Annotated in this window: 14 protein-coding genes; 7 read left to right on the top strand and 7 right to left on the bottom strand. The window is 39.9% G+C overall.

Features of this window, described 5'->3' with window-relative positions; translation table 11 throughout:
* Window positions 1-19: 19 nt before the first annotated feature.
* The 6 genes from BCL90_RS14110 to BCL90_RS14085 all read right to left on the bottom strand — a co-directional run bounded on the left by BCL90_RS14110 (window position 20) and on the right by BCL90_RS14085 (window position 14,310).
* Window positions 20-1,588: a sodium:solute symporter gene (locus tag BCL90_RS14110; protein ID WP_121284655.1), complete on the bottom strand. Its 1,569-nt coding sequence runs from the start codon at window positions 1,586-1,588 to the stop codon at window positions 20-22.
* 98 nt (window positions 1,589-1,686) lie between these two features.
* Window positions 1,687-5,127: a malectin domain-containing carbohydrate-binding protein gene (locus tag BCL90_RS14105; RefSeq protein WP_244095080.1), complete on the bottom strand. Its 3,441-nt coding sequence runs from the start codon at window positions 5,125-5,127 to the stop codon at window positions 1,687-1,689.
* A 301-nt stretch (window positions 5,128-5,428) separates the two neighbouring features.
* On the bottom strand, window positions 5,429-8,239 hold the full coding sequence (locus BCL90_RS14100; RefSeq protein ID WP_121284653.1) for a glycoside hydrolase family 95 protein: 2,811 nt from the start codon (window positions 8,237-8,239) through the stop codon (window positions 5,429-5,431).
* Between the two features lies 1 nt (window position 8,240).
* Window positions 8,241-9,818, bottom strand: a complete 1,578-nt coding sequence (locus BCL90_RS14095; RefSeq protein ID WP_121284652.1) for a glycoside hydrolase family 28 protein — start codon at window positions 9,816-9,818, stop codon at window positions 8,241-8,243.
* Window positions 9,819-10,021: 203 nt separating this feature from the next.
* Window positions 10,022-11,575 (bottom strand): MGH1-like glycoside hydrolase domain-containing protein, encoded by a 1,554-nt coding sequence (locus BCL90_RS14090; RefSeq protein WP_121284651.1) that lies wholly within the window; start codon window positions 11,573-11,575, stop codon window positions 10,022-10,024.
* Window positions 11,575-14,310: an alpha-d-galacturonidase gene (locus BCL90_RS14085; protein WP_121284650.1), complete on the bottom strand. Its 2,736-nt coding sequence runs from the start codon at window positions 14,308-14,310 to the stop codon at window positions 11,575-11,577. The genes BCL90_RS14090 and BCL90_RS14085 overlap by 1 nt, the downstream gene beginning before the upstream one ends.
* 267 nt (window positions 14,311-14,577) lie before the next feature.
* On the opposite strand from BCL90_RS14085, the gene BCL90_RS14080 reads away from it, so the two are divergent.
* The 5 genes from BCL90_RS14080 to BCL90_RS14060 all read left to right on the top strand — a co-directional run bounded on the left by BCL90_RS14080 (window position 14,578) and on the right by BCL90_RS14060 (window position 18,795).
* Window positions 14,578-15,342 carry an SDR family NAD(P)-dependent oxidoreductase gene (locus tag BCL90_RS14080; protein ID WP_121284649.1) on the top strand — a complete coding sequence of 255 codons (765 nt, stop codon included), beginning with the start codon at window positions 14,578-14,580 and terminating at the stop codon, window positions 15,340-15,342.
* A 24-nt stretch (window positions 15,343-15,366) separates the two neighbouring features.
* Window positions 15,367-16,221, top strand: coding sequence for a fumarylacetoacetate hydrolase family protein (locus BCL90_RS14075; RefSeq protein ID WP_121284648.1), 855 nt, complete (start codon window positions 15,367-15,369; stop codon window positions 16,219-16,221).
* Window position 16,222: 1 nt separating this feature from the next.
* Entirely contained in the window at window positions 16,223-16,552 is a 330-nt protein-coding gene (locus BCL90_RS14070; RefSeq protein WP_121284647.1) for an L-rhamnose mutarotase, read from the top strand.
* 12 nt (window positions 16,553-16,564) lie between these two features.
* Window positions 16,565-17,386, top strand: a complete 822-nt coding sequence (locus tag BCL90_RS14065; RefSeq protein ID WP_121284646.1) for an amidohydrolase family protein — start codon at window positions 16,565-16,567, stop codon at window positions 17,384-17,386.
* Between the two features lie 239 nt (window positions 17,387-17,625).
* Entirely contained in the window at window positions 17,626-18,795 is a 1,170-nt protein-coding gene (locus BCL90_RS14060; RefSeq protein WP_121284645.1) for an alpha-hydroxy acid oxidase, read from the top strand.
* A 133-nt stretch (window positions 18,796-18,928) separates the two neighbouring features.
* Here BCL90_RS14060 and BCL90_RS14055 read toward each other — a convergent pair whose 3' ends face one another.
* On the bottom strand, window positions 18,929-20,080 hold the full coding sequence (locus BCL90_RS14055; protein ID WP_121284644.1) for an aldose epimerase family protein: 1,152 nt from the start codon (window positions 20,078-20,080) through the stop codon (window positions 18,929-18,931).
* 197 nt (window positions 20,081-20,277) lie between these two features.
* Between BCL90_RS14055 and BCL90_RS14050 the strand changes: the two genes are divergently transcribed.
* Both BCL90_RS14050 and BCL90_RS14045 read left to right on the top strand, forming a co-directional pair.
* Window positions 20,278-20,949 (top strand): HAD family hydrolase, encoded by a 672-nt coding sequence (locus BCL90_RS14050; RefSeq protein ID WP_121284643.1) that lies wholly within the window; start codon window positions 20,278-20,280, stop codon window positions 20,947-20,949.
* A gap of 3 nt (window positions 20,950-20,952) precedes the next feature.
* Window positions 20,953-21,651 carry an NUDIX hydrolase gene (locus BCL90_RS14045; RefSeq protein ID WP_121284642.1) on the top strand — a complete coding sequence of 233 codons (699 nt, stop codon included), beginning with the start codon at window positions 20,953-20,955 and terminating at the stop codon, window positions 21,649-21,651.
* Window positions 21,652-21,725 lie beyond the last annotated feature (74 nt).

Below are 21,725 nucleotides of genomic sequence, written 5' to 3'. Positions count from 1 at the left end.
GAATAAGTACTTAATGAGCTTAATGGGCTGTTTTTATCTTTTTGTTCTTAATTTTTGTCAGGAAAAGTCCTGTTAAAAAAATGGTTAAAGTACCGATTACGATAATCATGTTTTTATGTAAAGGATTTCTAAAAACTTCATATTGCGGAGGAAGAAGTGAAGAAAATGTCATCCATATAATTACAGCAATACCGATGATGGTTGCAGTAATGGCTTCATGATTTTTAGTTTGCCTGCTGATGATACCCAATAAAAACAAGCCCAGCATGCCGGCCGCAAAAATGCCGGATAATTCCCACCAAACATCCAAAATGCTTTTTACACCGATCATGGCAATTCCAGCAATCATGCCCAGCAAGCCAAATCCTACCGTAGCCAAATGTAACAGCGATAAATTTTGTTTTTCGGTGATGTCGGGTTTGAAATATCTTTTGTAAATATCTACTGAAAACACGGTTGCCGAAGCATTCATTCCAGAACTAATGGTACTCATGGCTGCAGATAAAATGGCCGAAACAATCAGTCCAACCAAACCAGCCGGAATCTTGGTAACCATAAAATGCGGCATTATTTTATCTCCATAATCTGACGGAACCAAAGCATTTTGTACTTTCAGAACATCTACTACCGAAGCATGTAAAGGCAAATGCTCAATAGCTACCTGATGTTTGACCGACTGCACCAATTCCGGATTAACCTCATAGTAAGCGAATAAGCAAGATCCTATAATGAAAAACAGCAATGACGCAGGGATGTATAACCAAACACATAACCAGATTGATTTCGAAGCCGCTTTACCTGATGATGCGGTATGGTAACGCTGAATATAATTCTGATCCATTCCAAAATTGTTCAGGTTAATGAAAAAACCATAAAGCAAAACCACCCAAAACGACGATCCGACAAAATCGAATTTAAAACTGCCAAGGCTAAATTTATCGGCAGATTTCCCAATCTCTACAATCTTTGATACACCTCCCGGCATATTCGTAATAATCAGGTACAAAATGAGTAGCGCACCCAGGGTTTTCACAATGGCCTGTACCACTTCTGTCCATATTACCGCTTCAATCCCTCCTAAAACGGTATAAACAATGATACAGATCCCCATTACGATCATAATCATCAGCATAGAATAGCCTGTAAGTGCCTGCAGGCTCAGCGCAATTCCGAAAAATATCGATCCCATTCTGGCCAACTGCGTCAACAGAAAACAAACTACTGCATATACCCTTGCCCATGCGCCGAAACGTTTTTCTAAATGGGTATAAGCTGAGATCTCTCCGCTATTGCGGTAAAATGGCACAAAATACTTAGAAGCCACCCACGCCGCCAATGGCATCGAAATACTAAATACAAATGCATTCCAGTTGCCGCCAAAAGATTTACCGGGCACACCCAAAAAAGTATTACTGCTTAAAAATGTCGCATAAATAGATAAACCTATCGCCCATCCGGGGATCAGGCCCGAAGCTTTTGTAAATTGCTCGGAGTTTTTATTTTTTCGCGAAAAATAAACCCCAACTAATATCATCCCGACAAGGTAAATGAAGATGATCGCAAGATCGAATACGGGTAGACCTCTCATTACTTGTTGGCTCGTTTATTAATTTGGTTAAAACAAATATGCATCGCTAAATATCATCATTAATATAAGATTTTTGCCACATATTATACCATCTTATCTTATTGAACATCTAAAACATCAACTGCCAGTCCTTTGGTTTCTGTGGCGGTTAAACGCAATTGGTAACTTCCGGCATTAATCATGCTTCCGGTATTGGTGTTCAGGTAATTCCATTTCCCCTCTTTTGTAGGGGCAAATTCTGCTATTTCTGTTTTCATTAAGGTTCCATCTGCCGATAAAAATTCCAGTTTAGCTTTCAGTGGCTGATTGGACGGATTATGATATTTAATGGTTAGAGAGTAGGTATCAGCAACGCCAACTGAAATATTCCAGGTGAGGTTCCCCCGGTTGGCAGCATTAAAAATTACGCGCTGTTTGTTCATTAATACTGCTTTTGTAATATCTTTCCCATCTAAAATGCCATCAGTAGCTTTATAGCTTGTGGTGGTTTTTAAATCGTAAGCGGGTTGTAAATGGGTAACGGGCAACACAAAAACGCTGACCACCCTGCTATCAAAAATGATTCTTTCGGTCGGGACAAGTCTTCTGCGATAAAGATCAAACGTTTCATTATTGCTGTTGCCTAAAGTGCTTTTGGTATTTTCAAATCCTTGAAGAACACTACTGTTTTTATTCAGTGCAATAAAGGCATCAACACTATCAGTAGCGGTAAATTCGATGCTTTCCTGTCCACGTGTGGCTTTTAGCCATTCAGCGCCGTATAAATTTGAAGGTAAATCAGTAAATGCTGATTTTTCGTTTTTAAACTGCGCTTCGCCAATATCCAGCCAGCTGTTTAATTCAGCATTTTTGATGTTGGTTAAAAGCGAATTGCTTGCTTGTGCAGGTTTAATACTTTGATCTAAACTGGCTATTGCAATGCCCGAAATCACTGCCTGCCCCACTTTCACCTCAGGGAAATTAATATCCAAAAAGCCGCCTTTGATTGAAGTTTTGATTGTTTTCTTCAATAATGTATTGCTACCGGCTCCTTTCCAGATATCTAAATCTTTAATAACTGTTTTTCCGTTAAAGGCCACATCAAATAAACGCATGGCCTTAGCATCAAAACCGCCACCAATGCCCAGCCAGGGTTCAATGAAATAAAGTTCAACCAAATATTCTCCATCTGGCAATGGAAAGTGATATTTTAACTGGTCTCTGCCATATCTGAAACTTTGAAAAAGCTTCCAGTCTTTAGTGCCGTTAATCGGTTGAAAAGTACGGCGTTGACTGGCGAAAAAATCGGGCACACCCGGAAAATTAGCCGTCCATGAGGTAGATCCAAAACGATCAGCCGAAGTTAAATTCCGGTCGGCAGACCATTGATTGCCGTTCACATCAGTATAATCCCCTCCTCCACAGTTTAAACGATAAACATAGTGACAGCTATTTTCAGGATTGATTATTTTCTTATCGGTAACCAACAGATTGAAATTAGGGCTTTGTGGCAAGTTCTGTAAAATGATCTGATCTTTAGCTACAGGCATCCCGTTAACATAACCTATAGCATACAAAACATTATACTGAATATTCGGTTTATCCCATTGGAAATGCGTACCAATTGCCCCACGTTTTTTCTTGCCTAATGACTGTCCGTTTACATCATTAAAAAGTTCTACTTCATCACAGTTAGAATACACCACTACACTATCTTTGATGCCAGCTTTTATCCAACGGTTTGGCCAGGTATGCGATACAATATATACCATCGGTTGTGTTGCTTTAAGCGCATAATTAGACCGGAACATGTAAAAAACATCTGTTGGTTCCTCCCAGGGAGTAAACATGCCCTTGTAGTTTACCGGACCAATGCGATCTAAATCGCGCAGACCTTCCCCACCCTGAACCCGGCCAGGATTATCATGCGAGCTATACAGCCAAAAAAAATGACCTGCTGTTTTATCTTTTACCGATTCGGCCAGTCGCACCTTGGTTTCCATCAGGTCGGTCATTTTGTTTTCCGTGTATCCTTTTCCATTGGCATCAGTGGTATGAAGATCAATGGTTCTCCAGGCACCATATTCTCCTACTAAAATCTGTTTTTGTAAGTCTTCACCATAGGTTAAAGGATTGCCTCCATAGGTACCTGTCCAGTTTTGAGGTACATCCCAATCGGTTCCTTTACCGCCATTACAGGTAGTTACTTTTCTTTGTGAAGAAGCGGTTGGATCCAGTTTTCTGATCAGTTCGGAACACTCTTTTGCGAAATCTTCAGGAAGGGTACTTTCATTTTCCAATCCCCATAACACTACCGCAGGACTGTTCCTTCTTTCTTTTACCCAATCCGTTAAAAGCGCTTTAAAATTCTTTCTGAATTCGGGCGTATCGTACCAGATATGGGCCGCCATTTGCGTCCAGCACAAAATCCCCTCCTTATCCCAATAATCAGAATACAATAAATTGTGTGGCTGGTGCGCATCGCGAAAGGCATTAAAACCTGCTGCTTTAATCTGCATCACCCTCGATCTGATCTGTTCCTTACTAAAAGCATGGCTCTGTCCAATTAAATGCTCATATTCTGCAATACCATTGATAAAGACTGGCTTTCCATTTAATAAAAATTGCTTTTGGTTGGCCTGATCGCCTGTAGGCCAGCTGATCCAGCGGATGCCGTAAGGTGTGTTCAGTTCATCTACAATTTTTCCATTTTCGATGATGGTGGTTTGCAGTGTATAGAGATATGGGCTTTCCAGAGACCAAAGTTTTGGATTGATTATTTTGTCGGTTTGCTGATTGATCTGGATTTCTTTCCCAGCAGGAACAACTAGTGTTTTTTTAATTTCCTTAACTAGCTTTCCGCCTGAATCAAACAGTCTGTTAATTACCGATACATTTTTTGGCTTTAAAGCATAGTTTTTAATGTTTGTACTCAGGTTTAATACTGCGGTCTTTTCTGAAATTTTGTTGTCGTTCCAGATGTGGATACCAAATGGTTCAACACGGATATCATTGGTTACAATTAAATGCACCGGACGGAAAATTCCCATGGGTTGCGAACCTTCCGAAAAACCGCGTTCAGTAGCGCAACCGCCATCAACCCAGGGTAAATCCTGAATGTTTGCAGGATGATCGGCACGAACGGCCAAAATATTTTCCTGATTGTTCAGCTTAATTGCAGCAGTAACATCTAATGTAAAAGTTGTTCTTCCGCCCGCATGATAGCCTACTTTTTTGCCATTTAACCAGACAGTTGCATAAGAACCTACCCCTTCAAAATATAAGAAGAACCTTTTACCGGGTTTAATTTCATTGGTGTTGAATGTTTTCCGGTACCAGGCAAAACCATGTTTATTGCCATGAAGTTTCCGTTGATAGCCTTCGTATTGGTCCCAATTGTGTGGAACATTAACATTTTTCCAGTCTATAGTTTTAAAATTGGCCTGCTGAAAGCCATCATAAGTATCGCTTTTTTCATCGGCAATGGTGAACCAATTGGAGTTTAAGGAAATATCTTTTCTGATTGAACTTTGGGCATGAACGAAATTGATTCCCAGCAAGAAAATAGCGCAAAAAGATAGTAAAAGTTTCCGTCTAAGATTTGAGTAGGTTATCGGTTCGTGGAGACACGAACCAAGGCGACGCAAAAGGTTTCTTCCGAAGTTTTGTAAGATGGTGAGATGGCAAACTTCGGAAGTATTTACTGGACTATAGGCTAAGACTGACGAAATCTTCTCCCGCTCAGTCCCTTTAGATTTCGTAAGTAAATTCATCGCTCTTTCAAATCTATAGCCGAGGTACGTGTCCCCACGGACCTCATTACGTTCAAATTTCTTTCTAAAATGCCTTTAAAGTCTCTTGTCATTTCAAATCTCCATTCAGTTTATAAGTTCCACCCATTTTGGTTTCAAAACTTATCTTATTGTTTTTATAATGGACTTTACAATTCCCCCCAGTTTTAGATTTTATGGTAAGCGAGGTTAGTAAGCCGTTTTTCCATGTCAAATTCAGTTCAAATCCACCACGTGCCTGCAAGCCTTTAATTTCTCCATTTGGAATAGCTGTTGGCAAAGCTGGTAAAATATCCAGATAACCCTGATGGCTTTGCACAATCATTTCAGCAATTCCTGCTGCACCACCAAAATTTCCATCAATCTGGAAAGGAGGATGTGCATCAAAAAGGTTTACATAAGAACCTGCACCATTATGGGCTGGTTTAATTAACATTTTGATCAGTTTCATCGCATGGTCGCCATCCTTAAACCGTGCCCAGAAATTTATTTTCCAGGCTAAACTCCAGCCCGTAGCATCATCTCCGCGATACAATAAAGATTGTTTTGCAGCTTGCATTATTTTTTCGTTACTGTCCCATGTAATGTCATTTCCGGGATAAACACCCCATAAATGAGAAACGTGACGGTGTTTATTGGTGGTATCGTCTTTATCTTCCAACCACTCTTGTAGTTGTCCATATTTGCCAATCTGATTTGGAGCAATTTGTTTAACTTTCTCTGTCAGGGATTTCCTGAAATCTTCATCAACATTTAACACCTCGCTAGCAGCGATACAATTTTTAAAAAGAGATCGAATAATCTGATGATCCATCGTCGGACCAGCCACTAAACCACCATTTTCGGGCGAATTGGATGGTGTACTGATCAACCAGCCTGTTTTTGGGTCTTTCACTAAAAAATCCTCAAAAAACAAAGCGGCCTGTTTCATTAAGGGATAAGCCTCTGTCTCCAGGAATTTACGGTCTTTACTAAATTGATAATGTTCCCACAAATGCTGACTTAGCCAAGCACCACCACTTACCCAAATGCCATGATCGGAAGCGTTAATCGGGGCTGTAGCATTCCATAAATCAGTATTGTGGTGTAATACCCAGCCACGGGCATTATAATATGCTTTTGCCGTTTCAGCACCAGTTTTTGATAAGCCTTTAATTTTATTAAAAAGTGGTTCGTTTAAGGCTGATAAATTGAGGATTTCGGTGGGCCAATAGTTCATTTCGAGGTTAATATTCGTGGTATACTTACTTCCCCATGGCGGTGTGAGCAGGTCGTTCCAAATCCCTTGAAGATTAGCAGGCTGTGTTCCTGGCCTGGAACTCGAAATCAACAAATACCGACCGTATTGCAGATAAAGCGCTGCAAATGCAGGATCATTAGCGCTCGCAAATTTTTCCAATCTTTCATCTGTCGGCAGGTTTTCATTCTCAGAATGTCCAAAATCAACGCTAAAGTTGTTATAATAGGTTTGATATTCTTTAATGTGGTTCTGTTTAATTTCGGTGTATGCTTTACCTTTTAAACCATTAAGTGCTTTAACATTGGCCGTTGCCGGATTTCCTGAAACATCCTGCGCACTAATAAAATTGGTACCCGCAGTTAAATAAAGCATCACTTCATCTGCCTGATTGATACTGATTTTTCCATTTGCGATTTTTAAACTGCCTTTTTTAATAATGGCTGTTAACCTGCTTTCTCCTTTTAATACACCGTTTTTAACCGACACCGTCAAAGCCAGCGTCTGTTTATCCAGTTTTTTAACCGCCGACTTGCGGTGAGGGCTCGATAATTCGGCATCAAAACTGATGGCTTTAGATTTATCGGCAGTTAAATGAATGACTATAGCCTGATCAGGCTGGCTGGCAAAATATTCGCGCTGATAATTTATCCCATTGCTGGTAAAGCTAGTTTTAGCAACAGCAGTACTGATATCAAGTGAGCGTTTATAATTGCTCACCAGCGATTTGTTAAGTTTAAAGTATAAGTTCAGGTCGCCAAACGGCTGGTAACTTTCCTGATATTGAGGAACGGCCGGTGGATTTTCATCCTGGATTTTATATTCCCACGCTTTAACCAATGAAATGCCCTGCTCAACACTGCTGCCCACAGGGTAAATGCCTATTTTTTTTGAAGTATCCTTATAACCTACTAAACCGCCTTTATCGAAATAGTTGAGTACCTGTATGGCAATTGTATTTTTCCCCTTTTTGATCAGCTTTGCAGGAATAGTGTATTTTCTTGGATCACTATTATCGGTATTGCCAACCAGTTGGCCATTGATATAGGTAAAATCCTGATCACGAATGCGGTTAAGATCAATTACCAGATCTTTTCCAATCCAATTTGCGGGAACATCAAAACTTGTTCTAAACCACACTGCACCATCTAAATTGGCTAAACCCACAGTCTCCCATCCATTAAAAGCAGGTACTTTAATGCTTTTCCAAAGTTTATCATCGAAACTGGCTAACGCAGGGTTGCCCTGAATGCCCTTCCCGTTTTTCATTTGGTTTACCCAGGCATTCCTGTCTCCTGGTTCGCTTTGCAGTCCCATAAATTCTGCCTGAGCAAGAGCCTCGGCTTCTTTTTGTTTGCCCTCAAAAAGCAATTCTCTAATGTCGTTTAAATATTTAAAGGCTCCTTTGCGGTTGTAACCCCTTGGTTTTCCTGTCCATAAGGTTTCTTCGTTAAACTGGATATGATCAACCATTGTGCCTGCAAAAATCATAGCGCCGATGCGGCCGTTACCAACCGGTAAAGCATCTGTCCATTTTTCTGCGGGTTTGGTGTACCACAAAGTATGGTTGTTTTGTTGCGCAAAACTGTCGCTGTATGCAACCAATGTCAAAGATAAAATGCCTAAAAAAAGTTTAAACCTCATGTTATTGTCCTTTATCGCCCGAAATAATTTCGATGCTTGCTGTTACTTCTTTTTCCTTTTTAACGGCCTGTTTAACCTTTCTGAAATTATTATTCCCAAGGTATATATTTTTGGTTTCCGCCCCGCTTAATTTCAAATACGTAATAGTTTCTTTTACAGGAAAAGCATTGTACAAAAACAGATCAGATACATCCTTAAGATCGATTACTGCTGAATTTGCATTTGGTTTATTGCTTTTAAAACCATCAACAATTAAATTATTCACGTTAGCTACCTTCAAAGATGGTCCCAATTCTGTATTTACGGTTACATTATGAAATTCAATATTACTGGAATTATTGATGGAAAAACCAGTTTTAGCGTCCATATTGATGTCATTGAAAGTAATATTGTCGATAGGCATTTCTTCTAAACCATTTAAATAGCCTGCCTGATTAACCTGACCAGTAATACTGCTGAAATGGATATTTCTAAAAACAGGCGTTCGATCAGAAACAGGTACTACATTGGTTTTTGCATACTGCATATCCAATACGATAGCCTGATCTTTAATGTTTTTCATGATAATATTGCTCACCCTGATCTCTTCAACCACACCGCCTCTTCCACGGGCAGTTTTGATGCGGATTCCCCGATCTGTTCCATCAAAGACACAATTCGAGATGGCTATTTTGCGCACATCGCCCGACATCTCACTGCCAATAACCACTCCGCCATGACCTGATAACATCGTACAATTTGTAATCACGTAATTTTCTGCCGGAACGGCCATTTTTCTCCCGGGTGCATCCTTGCCTGATTTAATGGTAATGCAGTCGTCGCCCACACTGATGTGGCAATCTGAAATGTGTACATTTTTACAAGATTCAGGATTGATCCCGTCTGTATTCGGCGAATGGGGATTGTTGATGGTAACCGCATGAACTTTTACATTTTCGCAAAACTCAGGATTTATGGTCCAAAAAGGAGAATTGCGGATGGTAATTCCATCAATCAATACGTTTTTGCAAAACATAGGCTGTATAAAAGGCGGACGGAGAAACCCTCTCTTCATCTGTTTAGGGTCTTCAGGAAGAATAATATCCTTATTTAAACCATCAAAAGTAGTCTGCCATTTCGATCGCGGTTGACCTTCTTTATAACCTTCTACAAAATCCCACCACTTTTTGCCATGTCCATCGATAATTCCACGACCAATGATTGAAATATTTTCTGCCTTATAGGCGTAAAACAAAGGCGAAAAACTGGTTACATCTACGCCCTCGTAACGGCTTTTCACCATCGGTAAATAATCATCAAAATTATCGCTAAAATGTAATTCGGCACCGGCATCAATCAATATGGTGATGTTACTTTTTAGGTGAATTGCACCTGTTAAATATTTTCCGGCAGGAAAATAAATAGTACCACCACCTGCTTTGGATGCGGCTTCTATTGCATTTCTAATGGCAGTTGTGGCCAGTTTACTGCTATCATTTTTTGCACCGTATTTAATTACGTTATAGTAAGATTGGGCTTTAACGGTTAAGGAAGTGCTTATTGCAAGTACAAAAAGCAAGGTTTTGAATATGTATTTCATTGATTTTTTATTATGGTTCGGTTCGTGAAGACACGAACCGAGGCATTTAATTTATTCGTAAAATCCTCGTCCTCGTTTGTAACGAGGATGAATGAGATCAGCGATTTTATCGCTTTTCTATCTCCCTGGTTCGTGTCTTCACGAACCAATAAACATTTACTTCGGTCTGTGGGGACACAGACCGAGGACGAGAGATAGTTAATTTAATCCATCCTAACCTTTAAAGGCTTCAAATCTTTGCCTTTATAAATTTCTTTACCATCAACAAACACCAGTAACCCCTTACCCCTGTTATATTTTGTTCCTGTTTTGTCCCATAAAACCGTTACTATTTTACCATGATAGAAAACATTATCCAGTATAAACCAATCCCATTGATTTTTAGGAATTAAGGGAAAAATTTCAAGCACATCATCCTGACGTGGCTTTATACCAATCAGGTCATTGATAATTAAATCATTAAAGGTAGAGTGGTTATAGAAACTACTTCGAGGGTTGTCACCCTTTAACCATTCCCCGGTTTTTTCGTCCTGGTATTCCCCTATATAAGGTTTTCCGTTTTTGACATGCGATGCTGCATACTGGTGCAATTCCTGATAAAAGACCTCGGCATTCATTTTACCATGTTTTTTATAATTCGTGAGCAGATTTGCCAATCCTTTTAATGTCTGCGAACTGGCAAAAGGCCAAAGTGCTCCATCCCATTCGCAGCTATGTCCTGTTCCTCTTGTTCTGAATGTTGGGTTTCTCCTTTCGGCTGTGGTTAATCCCCAAGGCGCTTTAAATCCGGCAGTATCCAATAACTGGTCCCAGGCTTTTGCATAGCTGGCCTGATCATCGGGTAAATTAAAATCCCAGGGCGTAAAACCGATAGCTTCCCGTACATCAGCTGAACCGCCTTTGGCTTTTCTTGTTTCAAAAAATGAAGCAGAAGCATTCCACAAACTATCCTGAACCAGTTTTTTAAGCGCAATTGCTTTGTTTTTATACTTACCAGCGAGCGCGCCGTCACCTAAAAGTGTAGCAATTTTATCTAAAGCCATGGCGTTGCCATACATGTAACTGTTTATTGTTGGTCGCTGGTTCTGGTCTTTGCGTGATCCGCTGATTGATTCTTCCATGCCGTCCTTAACATCATGCTGCCAGAACAATCCGTTTTTAAGCTGTCGTTGCGATTCCCATTTTTCGTAATCTTTATCCAGTGCAGGCAAAATTTCTTTCAAAAATCCCTGATCCGGTTTCACCAGATAGTTTTGATACACCGCATCATCCACCCAGCTGCTAAATTGATGAAAACGCTGCTTGCTTTGCCCCACATCTGCATGGTAAAGCCAGAATTTGACATAATCTTTCAGGTAACTGTTGTCCTTTAGCCACCTGCCTTCGTAAATGTGGTGACCTAGTGCACAGCTTATGGAATTGTATTTTCCTGCATGTTTAACCGGTTCAATAAACTCGGTAAAAATGAAACCTTCGGGCGTTTTAACCAGATGTTTACGGTAAGTCCACCAGCGGTAGTAATAATTCTGTTCCAATACCGAATCAGGACATTCGAATAAAGGAGCCTGATCGGCAAGCCATTCAAAAGCCTCGCTATTTGGAATATAATTCTTTACCGCTTCCGTATCTATCGAATTAAAATATTCGACGTACTTCTTCAGCTTTTCTGTTCCTAAAATAGATTTCTGTTGCGCAAAGCCAGTAATTGTCAATATGGACAATGCTGCCGTGGCTATAAATTTTCGTGTATTTTCCATTATTCGAATAACCAGTCTATATCTTTTCCCCTACCATCTAAACCTGCATTAAAAATGCGTAGTTCCTGTTTATCATCAATAAAACCTAAAACCAAACAGACTCCTTTTCCTAAATTTAATGTATGCGTTCCGGCCGGGAAAGCATAAGCGTGTACATTTACCGGAGGAAAACCATAAGGTACCAGCGCATTCGATATTTTAATTTCGGATTGACCATAATTATTGGCACTTGCATCAGTTTCCAATTGTGGCGGAGCCAGGTATTGCGGATCTTTCTGGTTAAAAAAGCCAACCAGTAATTTTACAGGAGATTTTGTGCTGAACTTTATTTCTGTACCATTTTTAATTTGTTGTGCTTTGCTCAATTTGACACCCCTTAAACCACTTAGCTGCGCCGCAACTTCTTTAATTTTAACTGTTGTATCCGTAAAAAGCGAAGCATCTTTGGCGATAATATAACTTTCAGTTTCGTTCATTACCTTAACATCGGCCGTTTTATAAGGTTTAATTGCAGCAAGCGTTCCTTTTTTTATTAATTTTAAAGAATCGATACTCCTTTTAAAATGATTTAATTCATTAGTAAAAACGGGTAACATTTCTCTCCAATGGATAAAAGTCTTATCTACACCACGCATTGGTATTTTACGCTGTTTAGTCTGCATACTGTTGGCATATAAATAAGTATGATCGGTTAGTTTAACCAGTTCCGAATAGTAATTAACGCTTTTTTGCAGAAAAGGCAAGGCCTGTTCTAAATCGCTTACCTGGTTCGAATATTTATACCGCAATATCCAAAGCGCCGCTTTTACTTTCTCTGCATAAAAATTGGCCATGGCATCGTAGCAATAAATATCATTTTTAAGCCTTTTAAATTCTGCCGTATCCCTTTTTACGTCTGGTGCAGCTTCATTTATCGATTGGATGGCTCGTTTTCCATGTTCAACCACCTCTTTTGCCACCTGAACGGGTGTTTCGCCGATATGTCCCTGCTTCTTCCATTCCTTTTCTGCATAATCAATAATCATTTCACCTTCTGGCGCTTCTGATTCGTATAACAAGGTAAAAAGTCCGTATCGGTAAGGATTAATCAATTGTGTCATCAACATACCCAAAGTCAGCGTTTGCCGGTTACCATCGGTAATGCCGTATCTACGTAAAAGTTTAGGCGATATCTCTCCCGATTCTTCGTAGGCATTTAAAATGGCTTTACCACCTGCTAAATTGGTACCGTATTTATCGCTGAGTTCTTTGCCCCAATAATCGATTTCCTGTTTGCGGTCGCGCTGCGAATTCCACGAATACCTCGCCCATTCTTTATACCAGATCCAATCGCGGTCTACTTCTAACAACCTGCCATTAAGCTTCTCTGCCGAGTAAGGCCAATCCCAATAACTGGCTTGTGGATATAAATGCAAGCCTTTCGCACCATAAATCTTGTTCATCGCTTGAACTGATTTCTGGATAAAATCTGCCGAGCCATAGCGAAAAGGCTCTAAATTGGCTAAAATATGTACGTTCGAGATATTAATAGTGCCAATAGCTGCCAACTTTCTGTTCAGATCGGCCCATACGCCACGCGGCGTATAAGTGGTCAAGGCCTCTCCGTTAAACTTATTTTCAGTATATAAATTATGATAAAGTGGCAATGCGGCTTTCATTACGCTGGGCGCATCTGTATCATGTGCACGCAATACAATTGGAGGTTCTTCCTTAATTCCGGCAGCTTTTAACCCATCTTTTACTCCTGGAATAATGGTTTTGGTAAACCAATCAATATCATCTTGCCCAACGCCTTCCATCGCTTCTCCCAAAGCCACCATTAACCCCACATTTGGATATTTCTCTACAAATGCAGCAATCGATTTTCTGGTGTAATCAGCAATTAAAGGAATAATCGGGCGGTTTCGATCCTGTGTTTTTAATCCATGTTTAGCGGCAAAAGGTTTTGGGATGATGATATTATAAAACATTTGGATTACCCAAATTCCGCGTTTATCAGCTTCTGTGGTTAAAAACCGAAAAATCTCTTCATTCTTTTTTAAAGTAGCATCATCTACCTCTACAGCATAAGGATAATCTTTTAACCTCAATAAAGAAGAAAAGGGATGTCCATTCCACAAATAAAGCGAGTTATAACGGTTCTCGACCATCATATCGAGGTATTTGATCCATAAAGCTTTATCATATAACCAGGGAAAAGTTTCGGGTGTGTATGGATATTCGTAAACATCATGTCCGGGCAGGTAGTCTGGTTTCTGCAAGCCGATACAAGTGCCGCGTAATACCATTTCGGGTTGATCGGACATGGTTAGCTGCAATGGTAATTTACCGTTACTTTTAATTTGATCTGCTAATTCAATACAGCCATACAAGGCACCCGATGCATCGTTACCAATGATATAAATGGCACCATTTTTTGAGGTATAAATATGGAAACCTTCTTTTTTTGTAATGGAGATCTTATTTTTAACTTCAGCAGGAAGATGATTGGCGAAGAGCTTATCGGAAAATATACCGATTGCAATCATATTGCTTACGCTACCGATTTTGTCTTTCTGTTCGATTTTGATCGAATAATTTAATTTAGTTAAAGCTTTTGAAATTCTTTCTGCGCCAAAACCTACGCGAACATGGTGCTCAGTAGAAATAACAATCGTTTTTTGTGCACGCTGCGTTGCATGAGAAAATGGTATACATAAAAAATAACAGGAAATAAAAATCAGAAAATTTCTCATTCAATTTGTGGCTTACCGCTCTCCTTTTACAGAAAGATGAAATGTGATATTTGGTTAAAATATTATTTAAATATAAAAATAATATTCAAATATAAGTAAATTAGCTTTCTGTGTTTGTAAAATTTACGCAAGGTAAGGCAGTTGGGATGTTACAGGCGGAGTATGACAATATCTGTTAATATTTAGACAAGAAGATAAAATTTTTAACCAACAATATTTATTTTATTTGTATTGTATATTCTAATCAATTATAATTTATAACCATACATGTTTTCATTAAAAAACAAAAGAGCCGTGGTTACAGGCGGAGGAAGCGGCATTGGAAAGGCCATTGCAACCATTTTAGCTAAACAGGGCGCTGAAGTTCACATCATCGAACTGGGAACTGAACAGGCGCAGGATACGATCAATGAAATTAAGGAAAATGGCGGTACAGCATTTAGTTATGCCTGCGATGTTTCTGACCATAAAGCAGTTCATGAGGTTTTTAATCAGATCGGGCAGATCAACATCCTGATCAATAATGCAGGCATTGCGCATATCGGAAAGGCTGATACGACTGAAGAAGCGGATTTTGACCGTGTAATGCGCGTAAACGTTAAAGGTGTTTACAACTGTTTGCATGCAGCCATTCCGCAGATCCGTTTGGCAGGTGGAGGTGTGATCATCAATATGGCGTCAATTGCTGCTTTGGTCGGCCTACCCGACCGTTTCGTGTATAGTGCGGCTAAAGGTGCAGTGAAAGCCATTACCATGAGTGTGGCCAAAGATTATATCGGCGAAAACATCAGGTGTAATTCCATCTCCCCGGCAAGGGTACACACGCCTTTTGTAGATGGCTTTTTACAGAAAAACTATCCGGATAATATCCCTGAAATGTTCGAAAAACTTTCTAAAACACAACCTATCGGCCGGATGGCGAAACCGGAAGAAGTAGGCGCGCTGGCTTTATATTTGTGCAGTGATGAAGCTGCTTTTATTACGGGCTGTGATTACCCGATTGATGGCGGATTTACAACCTTAAACAATTAATAACGAAATTTTAAATATAAAATAATGAAATTAATACGATTTGGAGAAGCGGGAGCTGAAAAACCAGGAGTAATCATCAACGATAATTATTTCGATGTTTCTGCACTGGTAAAAGATTATAACGAAGAGTTTTTTGCTGGCGACGGTTTAGAAAAACTTAAAAAAGACATCGAATCTGCTGATTTACCACAGGTTGATAAAGCTGTGCGCCTTGGTCCTGCTTTGGCTCGTCCTTCTAAAATTATCTGTGTAGGTTTAAATTACAAAGACCATGCTGCAGAAACCAATGCCCCTATTCCAACCGAGCCGATTTTATTCTTCAAGGCTACTTCGGCCATCGTTGGCCCGAATGATGACTTAATTATCCCAAAAAACAGTAAAAAAACCGATTGGGAAGTAGAATTGGGCATTGTTGTTGGTAAAAAAGCGAGTTATGTTTCTGAAGAAAATGCGTTGGATCACATCGCAGGTTATGTGTTGCACAACGATTATAGCGAACGTGAGTTTCAGATTGAAAGAAACGGCCAATGGGTAAAAGGAAAAAGCTGCGATACTTTCGCGCCGATCGGGCCATTTATTGCTACTCAGGATGAAATTGCCGATGTACATAATCTTCGCCTTTGGTTAACCGTAAACGGAAAAACCTTACAGGATGGAAATACTTCGAACCTGATTTTCAATGTTCCTTTTATGATTTCTTACATCAGTCAGTTTATGACGCTTTTGCCAGGCGATGTAATATCTACAGGAACACCAGCCGGCGTTGGATTAGGCCAGAAACCTGAGCCCTGGTATTTAAAAGCAGGCGATGTGGTTGAGTTGGGTATTGATGGTTTAGGTACCAGTAAACAAACGGCTAAAGCTTACGGTGATAATTAATATGAAAAGATATTGCCTGGCGCTCGATCTGGTTGATGATGCAAAGCTTATTGAAGAGTATAAGCAATACCACCAATCGGTTTGGCCCGAAATTAAAGAAAGTATCAGCTCCTCTGGCATCGAAAATCTGGAGATATACCTCACGGGCAGCCGGCTGTTTATGATTATGGAGGTAAATGAAAGTTTTTCTTTTGAAGCCAAAGGTGCAGCCGATTTAGCCAACCCAAAGGTGCAGGAATGGGAAACCCTGATGTGGAAATTCCAGCAGGGTTTGCCTGGAGCTAAACCGGGCGAAAAGTGGATCTTAATGGACCAGATATTTAAACTTTAATGCCTTTACAACATGATTGATACGCACGTACATTTTTGGAATTTCGATCCGGTTAGAGATAATTGGATTAGCGATGATATGAAAATTATCCGCAAAGATTTTTCTCCGGAAAACCTTACGGATCCTTATAACCAACTTCATATTACCGGATGTATTGCCGTGCAGGCCAGTCAGTCAGAAGATGAAAATCATTTTCTCTTGAAGCTGGCAGCGCAAAACGAAATCATAAAAGGCATTGTGGGTTGGGTTGATTTGCTTAATCCCAATCTGGATGAACGTTTAAACTACTGGCAAAATCATAAGATCATTAAAGGCTGGCGACATGTGCTGCAGGCCGAGAACCGTGATTTTATGCTTAACCCGGCTTTTATTGCGGGTGTTAAACAGTTAAAAAAATACAATTATACTTACGATTTATTGTGTTACCACAATCAGTTGGAAGCCATTATACAAATGGTTGATCAAATTCCGAATCAGCCATTTGTATTGGACCATTGCGGTAAACCAGATGTAAAAAGTCAGGATTTGAAAACCTGGACTGAAAACATTAAAACTTTGGCCGCAAACCCAAATGTACAATGTAAAGTGTCGGGCCTTTTAGCCGAAGCCGACTGGCAAAACTGGACGGAGAAAGAATTATTTAATTGCTTCGATGTGATCTTTGAAGCGTTTGGCCCTGAACGTGTGATGTATGGCAGCGATTGGCCGGTAATGTTAATCAGCAGGCCTTATGAAGATTGGTTTAATTTAGTTACTAAATACACAGCTCGATTTTCTGAAGCTGAAAGGAAATTAATTTTCACCGATAATGCGAAAGCTTTTTATGGGGTTTAACAACATATCTTCTCCTCATTTGTCATCCTGAATGCAATGAAGGATCTTTTTGATGTTGCTTTATTTGCAAAGGATTCTTCACTTCGTTCAGAATGACAGATCAGACCTGCGCAAACAATATTTTTCTACATTCTCCTTAACTAAAATTAAAAATAGCAGATAGTGCAGGATGGAAAACATAATACAAAACATTAGTTTTCAATTTTTAAAACACAATCTGACCAATACAATATTTAATTATGAGTAAAAAGATTACATTCCCTTACCATCCTCAATTCCCTTCTGTAGCCGATTTAAGAAAAAAAGCAAAATCAAGAATCCCTAAATTTGCTTTTGATTACCTGGAGGGTGGTTGTAATGAGGGACTTAATTTATCGAGAAACGAGAGCGACTTCGGTAATATTTACCTTAAACCGAATTACTTACGTGTTGGTGAAGATATCGACATGTCGGTTGAGCTTTTTGGTCGTAAATATAGTGCGCCATTTGGCATATCTCCTATCGGTTTACAAGGTTTAATGTGGCCCAACGCACCTGAAATTCTGGCTAAAGCAGCGGCCAAACATGATATCCCCTATACACTGAGTACGGTATCTACCAGCAGTATCGAACGCATTGCAGAAGTTTCGGAAGGAAAAGCCTGGTTTCAGCTTTATCACCCTACTGAAAACAAACTGAGGGATGATATTTTATCACGATTAAAAGCGGTTGAGTGTCCGGTGTTGGTGGTACTGGTAGATGTTCCTGCCTTTGGATTAAGGTATAAGGAAATTAAAAGTGGCTTATCTATTCCACCAAAAATGTCAATAAGCAATATTTTACAGGCCTTCGCAAGACCTTTATGGGGAATTAAAACACTTCAGCACGGCATCCCTTCATTTGCTACCTTAAAGCCATATATGGAAAAAGGAATGGATATGTCGCAGCTCGGACAGTTTATGAACAGAACATTTACGGGGAAAGTTGATATCGAAAAAGTTTCAGCCATCCGCGAAATCTGGAAGGGTCCTTTGGTTTTAAAAGGCATCGCTACCGACGAGGATATGCAGGCAGCCATACAAATTGGTGTTGATGGGGTTATTGTTTCGAATCACGGTGGACGACAAATTGATGCGGGCGAATCATCGATCAATTCTTTAATTAAACTCGCCGGAAATGAAGCTTACAAATCAAAACTCAAAATCATGTTGGATGGAGGAATCCGTTCGGGTGTTGATTTGGCAAGGGCATACGCCGTTGGTTCTGAATTCAACTTTATGGGCCGTCCGTTTATGTATGGCGTTGGCGCTTTAGGTGATGAGGGCGGTGAACATACCATCAATATGTTTAAAACCCACTTATACCAGATTATGCAGCAACTCACCATCGAAAAAATTTCGCAATTCCCTGAAAGGTTATTGTCAGTATAAAAAAGGCTGTATCAATCAATCTTGCTTTCTCAGAAGTTTGTCACGTTGAGCCTGTCGAATGCCCCATACGCATAACGGAAGGCTTTCTACAGGCTCAGTATGACAATTCTATATTTGATACAACCCGTTAACGCTATTTCGAAAACTTGTAAGTGGTACTCGTTTTATAGGTTTCGCCCGGTTTAAGTACCGTTGAAGCAAAATTCGGGTGGTTTGGTGCATCAGGGAAGTGTTGCGTTTCCAAACAGAAAGCTGAACGGTGCGGGTAAGATTTACCACCTTTACCATCCTTATCCGCCCCGGTTAAGAAATTACCACTATAAAACTGTAAGCCAGGCTCGGTAGTGATAACCGATAAAACAATCCCGGTTTTAGTACTTTTTACTACAGCTACCGGTGTTTTACCATCGTGGTGGGTTAAGGCAAAGTTATGGTCGTAACCTTTACCAAATTTTAACTGCTCGTCGTTATCGCCAATTTGTTTACCAATTAGTTTTGCTTTGTTAAAATCGAAAGCCGTACCCGCAACAGGCTGCAATTTTCCGGTTGGAATCAGGGTCGAATCAACTGGCGTGTAAGTATTGGCATCAATCATCAGTTCGTGATCCAAAATGGTACTGTCGCCTTCACCGTTTAAATTAAAATAAGCGTGGTTAGTCAGGTTTACAATAGTCGTTTTGTCAGTGGTAGCCGCGTAATCAATTTGCAGCGAATTATCGTTGGTTAAAGTGTAGGTCACTTTAACGTCCAACTTGCCAGGGTAACCAGCTTCGCCATCGTTAGAAACGTAACTCAATTCAAGTTTGGTACTATCCACTTGTTTGGCATCCCATACTTTGCCGAAAAAGCCATCAGTACCGCCATGCAAGGTATTTACGCCATCATTAAGCTGCAACTGGTATTCTTTTCCATCTAAAGTAAATTTACCTTTGCCAATGCGGTTTCCATAGCGGCCAATCAATGCGCCGAAAAAGGGTTCACCTTTTTTACGGTAAGCACCCACGCTATCGTAGCCGAGTACCACATCGGTTAATTTGTTGTTTTTATCTGGCACCAATAAGGAAACTATCCTACCGCCGAAATTGCTAATCGATACCGAAGCACCTTGTTTGTTTTTCAACGTGTAAAGTTTAACTGCCTTACCATCAATGGTCGCGCTGTATTTTAACGAATCTTGCTGTGTACTACTTGTTGCACCTTTATCGGTTTTAGGATTACATGCACTAAAAGCAAGGGCTACACACAAGGTAGCCAATGGTAATGCCTTAAGAAATGGTTTTTTCATCAGTTATTATTGTTTTAAGTTGATGAAGCAATCGTGAATTTTACCTGGCAAAACTCCTGATGCTTGCATATAGATTTATTTTTGGTTACAGCTAAAGTAGTAAAAATAATTAACGTCGCGTTAACGATTATAATATTATTTCTGTTAATATTGATCATCATTCCCAACATCAAAAAAAATCATATAATTTAGCAGCTATGCACGATTTTAATTTTAAGCCCAAAGCCCTTCTTTTTGATTTAAACGGAACCATGATTAACGATATGGAATACCATACGTTAGCCTGGTACAGTATTATGACGGAAGATTTAGGTGCAGCACTAAATTACGAAATTGTAAAGAAAGAAATGTACGGCAAAAACCACGAAGTACTGGAGCGTGTTTTTGGTAAGGATAAGTTTAGTCCTGCAGAAATCGAACGCCTTTCGATAGATAAAGAAAAGCGCTACCAGGAGTGTTATTTACCGCATTTGGCCTTGATAGCCGGTTTGGACGACTTTTTGGAGCGGACTAAGGCTGCACAGATTCCGATGGCCATTGGCTCCGCAGCTATTCCTTTTAATATTGATTTTGTGGTAGATGGTTTAAACATCCGCCATTACCTGGGTGCCATTGTAAGTGCCGATGATGTACAAATAAGCAAACCCGATCCGGAAACCTTTTTAAAGGCTGCAGCTGCCCTGGGTGTTGCACCGGCCGATTGCCTGGTTTTTGAAGATGCACCCAAAGGTGTAGAATCGGCTTTGAACGCAGGTATGCAATGCCTGGTATTAACGACTACCCATAGCCTGGAAGAATTTGATGGTTATCCAAATATTTTGGGCTATATTACCGATTACAACGATGCTAAATTAAATCTGCTTTTTTAAACCATGAAAAAATATCTAAATCAAAAACCTGTATTGGTTGCCGTAGACTGTATTATTTTTGGTTACGACGGCGAACAACTGAAACTTTTGGTTATTAAAAGGGCCATTGAGCCAATAAAAGACCAATGGAGCTTAATGGGCGGTTTTATCGGCGAAAACGAAAACCTGGATGGTGCTGCGAAGCGGATCCTTTTGGAGCTTACCGGCCTGCACGATGTATATTTAGAGCAGCTGCATGCTTACGGTAGCCCGGACCGTGATCCGATTGAACGGACGGTATCGGTAGTATATTTTGCGCTGATCGATATCAATAAATACAGCAAACAGATTAATGATCAATACCATGCAGAATGGTTTACACTTAAAGAAGTTCCTGAACTGATTTTCGACCATAACGTTATGGTTAAAGCAGCGATGGATAAAATCCGTTATCAGGCCGCCCTCCACCCTGTTTTGTTCGAGTTATTACCCAAACGCTTTACCATACCACAACTGCAGGCTTTATACGAACAGGTGTACGATACACCGATTGATAACCGCAACTTTATCCGTAAAATTACCGCCAGTGGCTTATTAATCAAACAAGCAGAAAAAGATAAATCGAACTCCAGACGTGGTGCCTTTTATTTTAAACTGGATAAAAACAAACATAAAGCACAGTTTCAGTCGTTTTTGAACTTTATACCGAAGTCGGTTAAATAATATATTTCGGGTAAGCACACCCCTATTTAGCTTGTTCAACTTTTTATTTTTAAAAGATGAAAATTATTTTTGGC

This window comes from Pedobacter alluvionis, from assembly GCF_003664035.1.
Classification (GTDB): Bacteria; Bacteroidota; Bacteroidia; order Sphingobacteriales; family Sphingobacteriaceae; genus Pedobacter; species Pedobacter alluvionis.
The sequence above is the reverse complement of the archived record's forward strand: the minus strand, read 5'-3'. Positions and strand labels throughout refer to the sequence as shown.

Excerpts from the sequence above, each read along its gene's own strand:
- BCL90_RS14110 (WP_121284655.1), bottom strand. The coding sequence starts at position 1,588 with ATGAGAGGTCTACCCGTATTCGATCTTGCGATCATCTTCATTTACCTT.
- BCL90_RS14055 (WP_121284644.1), bottom strand. The coding sequence starts at position 20,080 with ATGAAAAAACCATTTCTTAAGGCATTACCATTGGCTACCTTGTGTGTA.
- BCL90_RS14075 (WP_121284648.1), top strand. The coding sequence starts at position 15,367 with ATGAAATTAATACGATTTGGAGAAGCGGGAGCTGAAAAACCAGGAGTA.
- BCL90_RS14085 (WP_121284650.1), bottom strand. The coding sequence starts at position 14,310 with ATGAGAAATTTTCTGATTTTTATTTCCTGTTATTTTTTATGTATACCA.
- BCL90_RS14045 (WP_121284642.1), top strand. The coding sequence starts at position 20,953 with ATGAAAAAATATCTAAATCAAAAACCTGTATTGGTTGCCGTAGACTGT.
- BCL90_RS14065 (WP_121284646.1), top strand. The coding sequence starts at position 16,565 with ATGATTGATACGCACGTACATTTTTGGAATTTCGATCCGGTTAGAGAT.
- BCL90_RS14090 (WP_121284651.1), bottom strand. The coding sequence starts at position 11,575 with ATGGAAAATACACGAAAATTTATAGCCACGGCAGCATTGTCCATATTG.
- BCL90_RS14100 (WP_121284653.1), bottom strand. The coding sequence starts at position 8,239 with ATGAGGTTTAAACTTTTTTTAGGCATTTTATCTTTGACATTGGTTGCA.
- BCL90_RS14095 (WP_121284652.1), bottom strand. The coding sequence starts at position 9,818 with ATGAAATACATATTCAAAACCTTGCTTTTTGTACTTGCAATAAGCACT.
- BCL90_RS14080 (WP_121284649.1), top strand. The coding sequence starts at position 14,578 with ATGTTTTCATTAAAAAACAAAAGAGCCGTGGTTACAGGCGGAGGAAGC.
- BCL90_RS14060 (WP_121284645.1), top strand. The coding sequence starts at position 17,626 with ATGAGTAAAAAGATTACATTCCCTTACCATCCTCAATTCCCTTCTGTA.
- BCL90_RS14070 (WP_121284647.1), top strand. The coding sequence starts at position 16,223 with ATGAAAAGATATTGCCTGGCGCTCGATCTGGTTGATGATGCAAAGCTT.
- BCL90_RS14050 (WP_121284643.1), top strand. The coding sequence starts at position 20,278 with ATGCACGATTTTAATTTTAAGCCCAAAGCCCTTCTTTTTGATTTAAAC.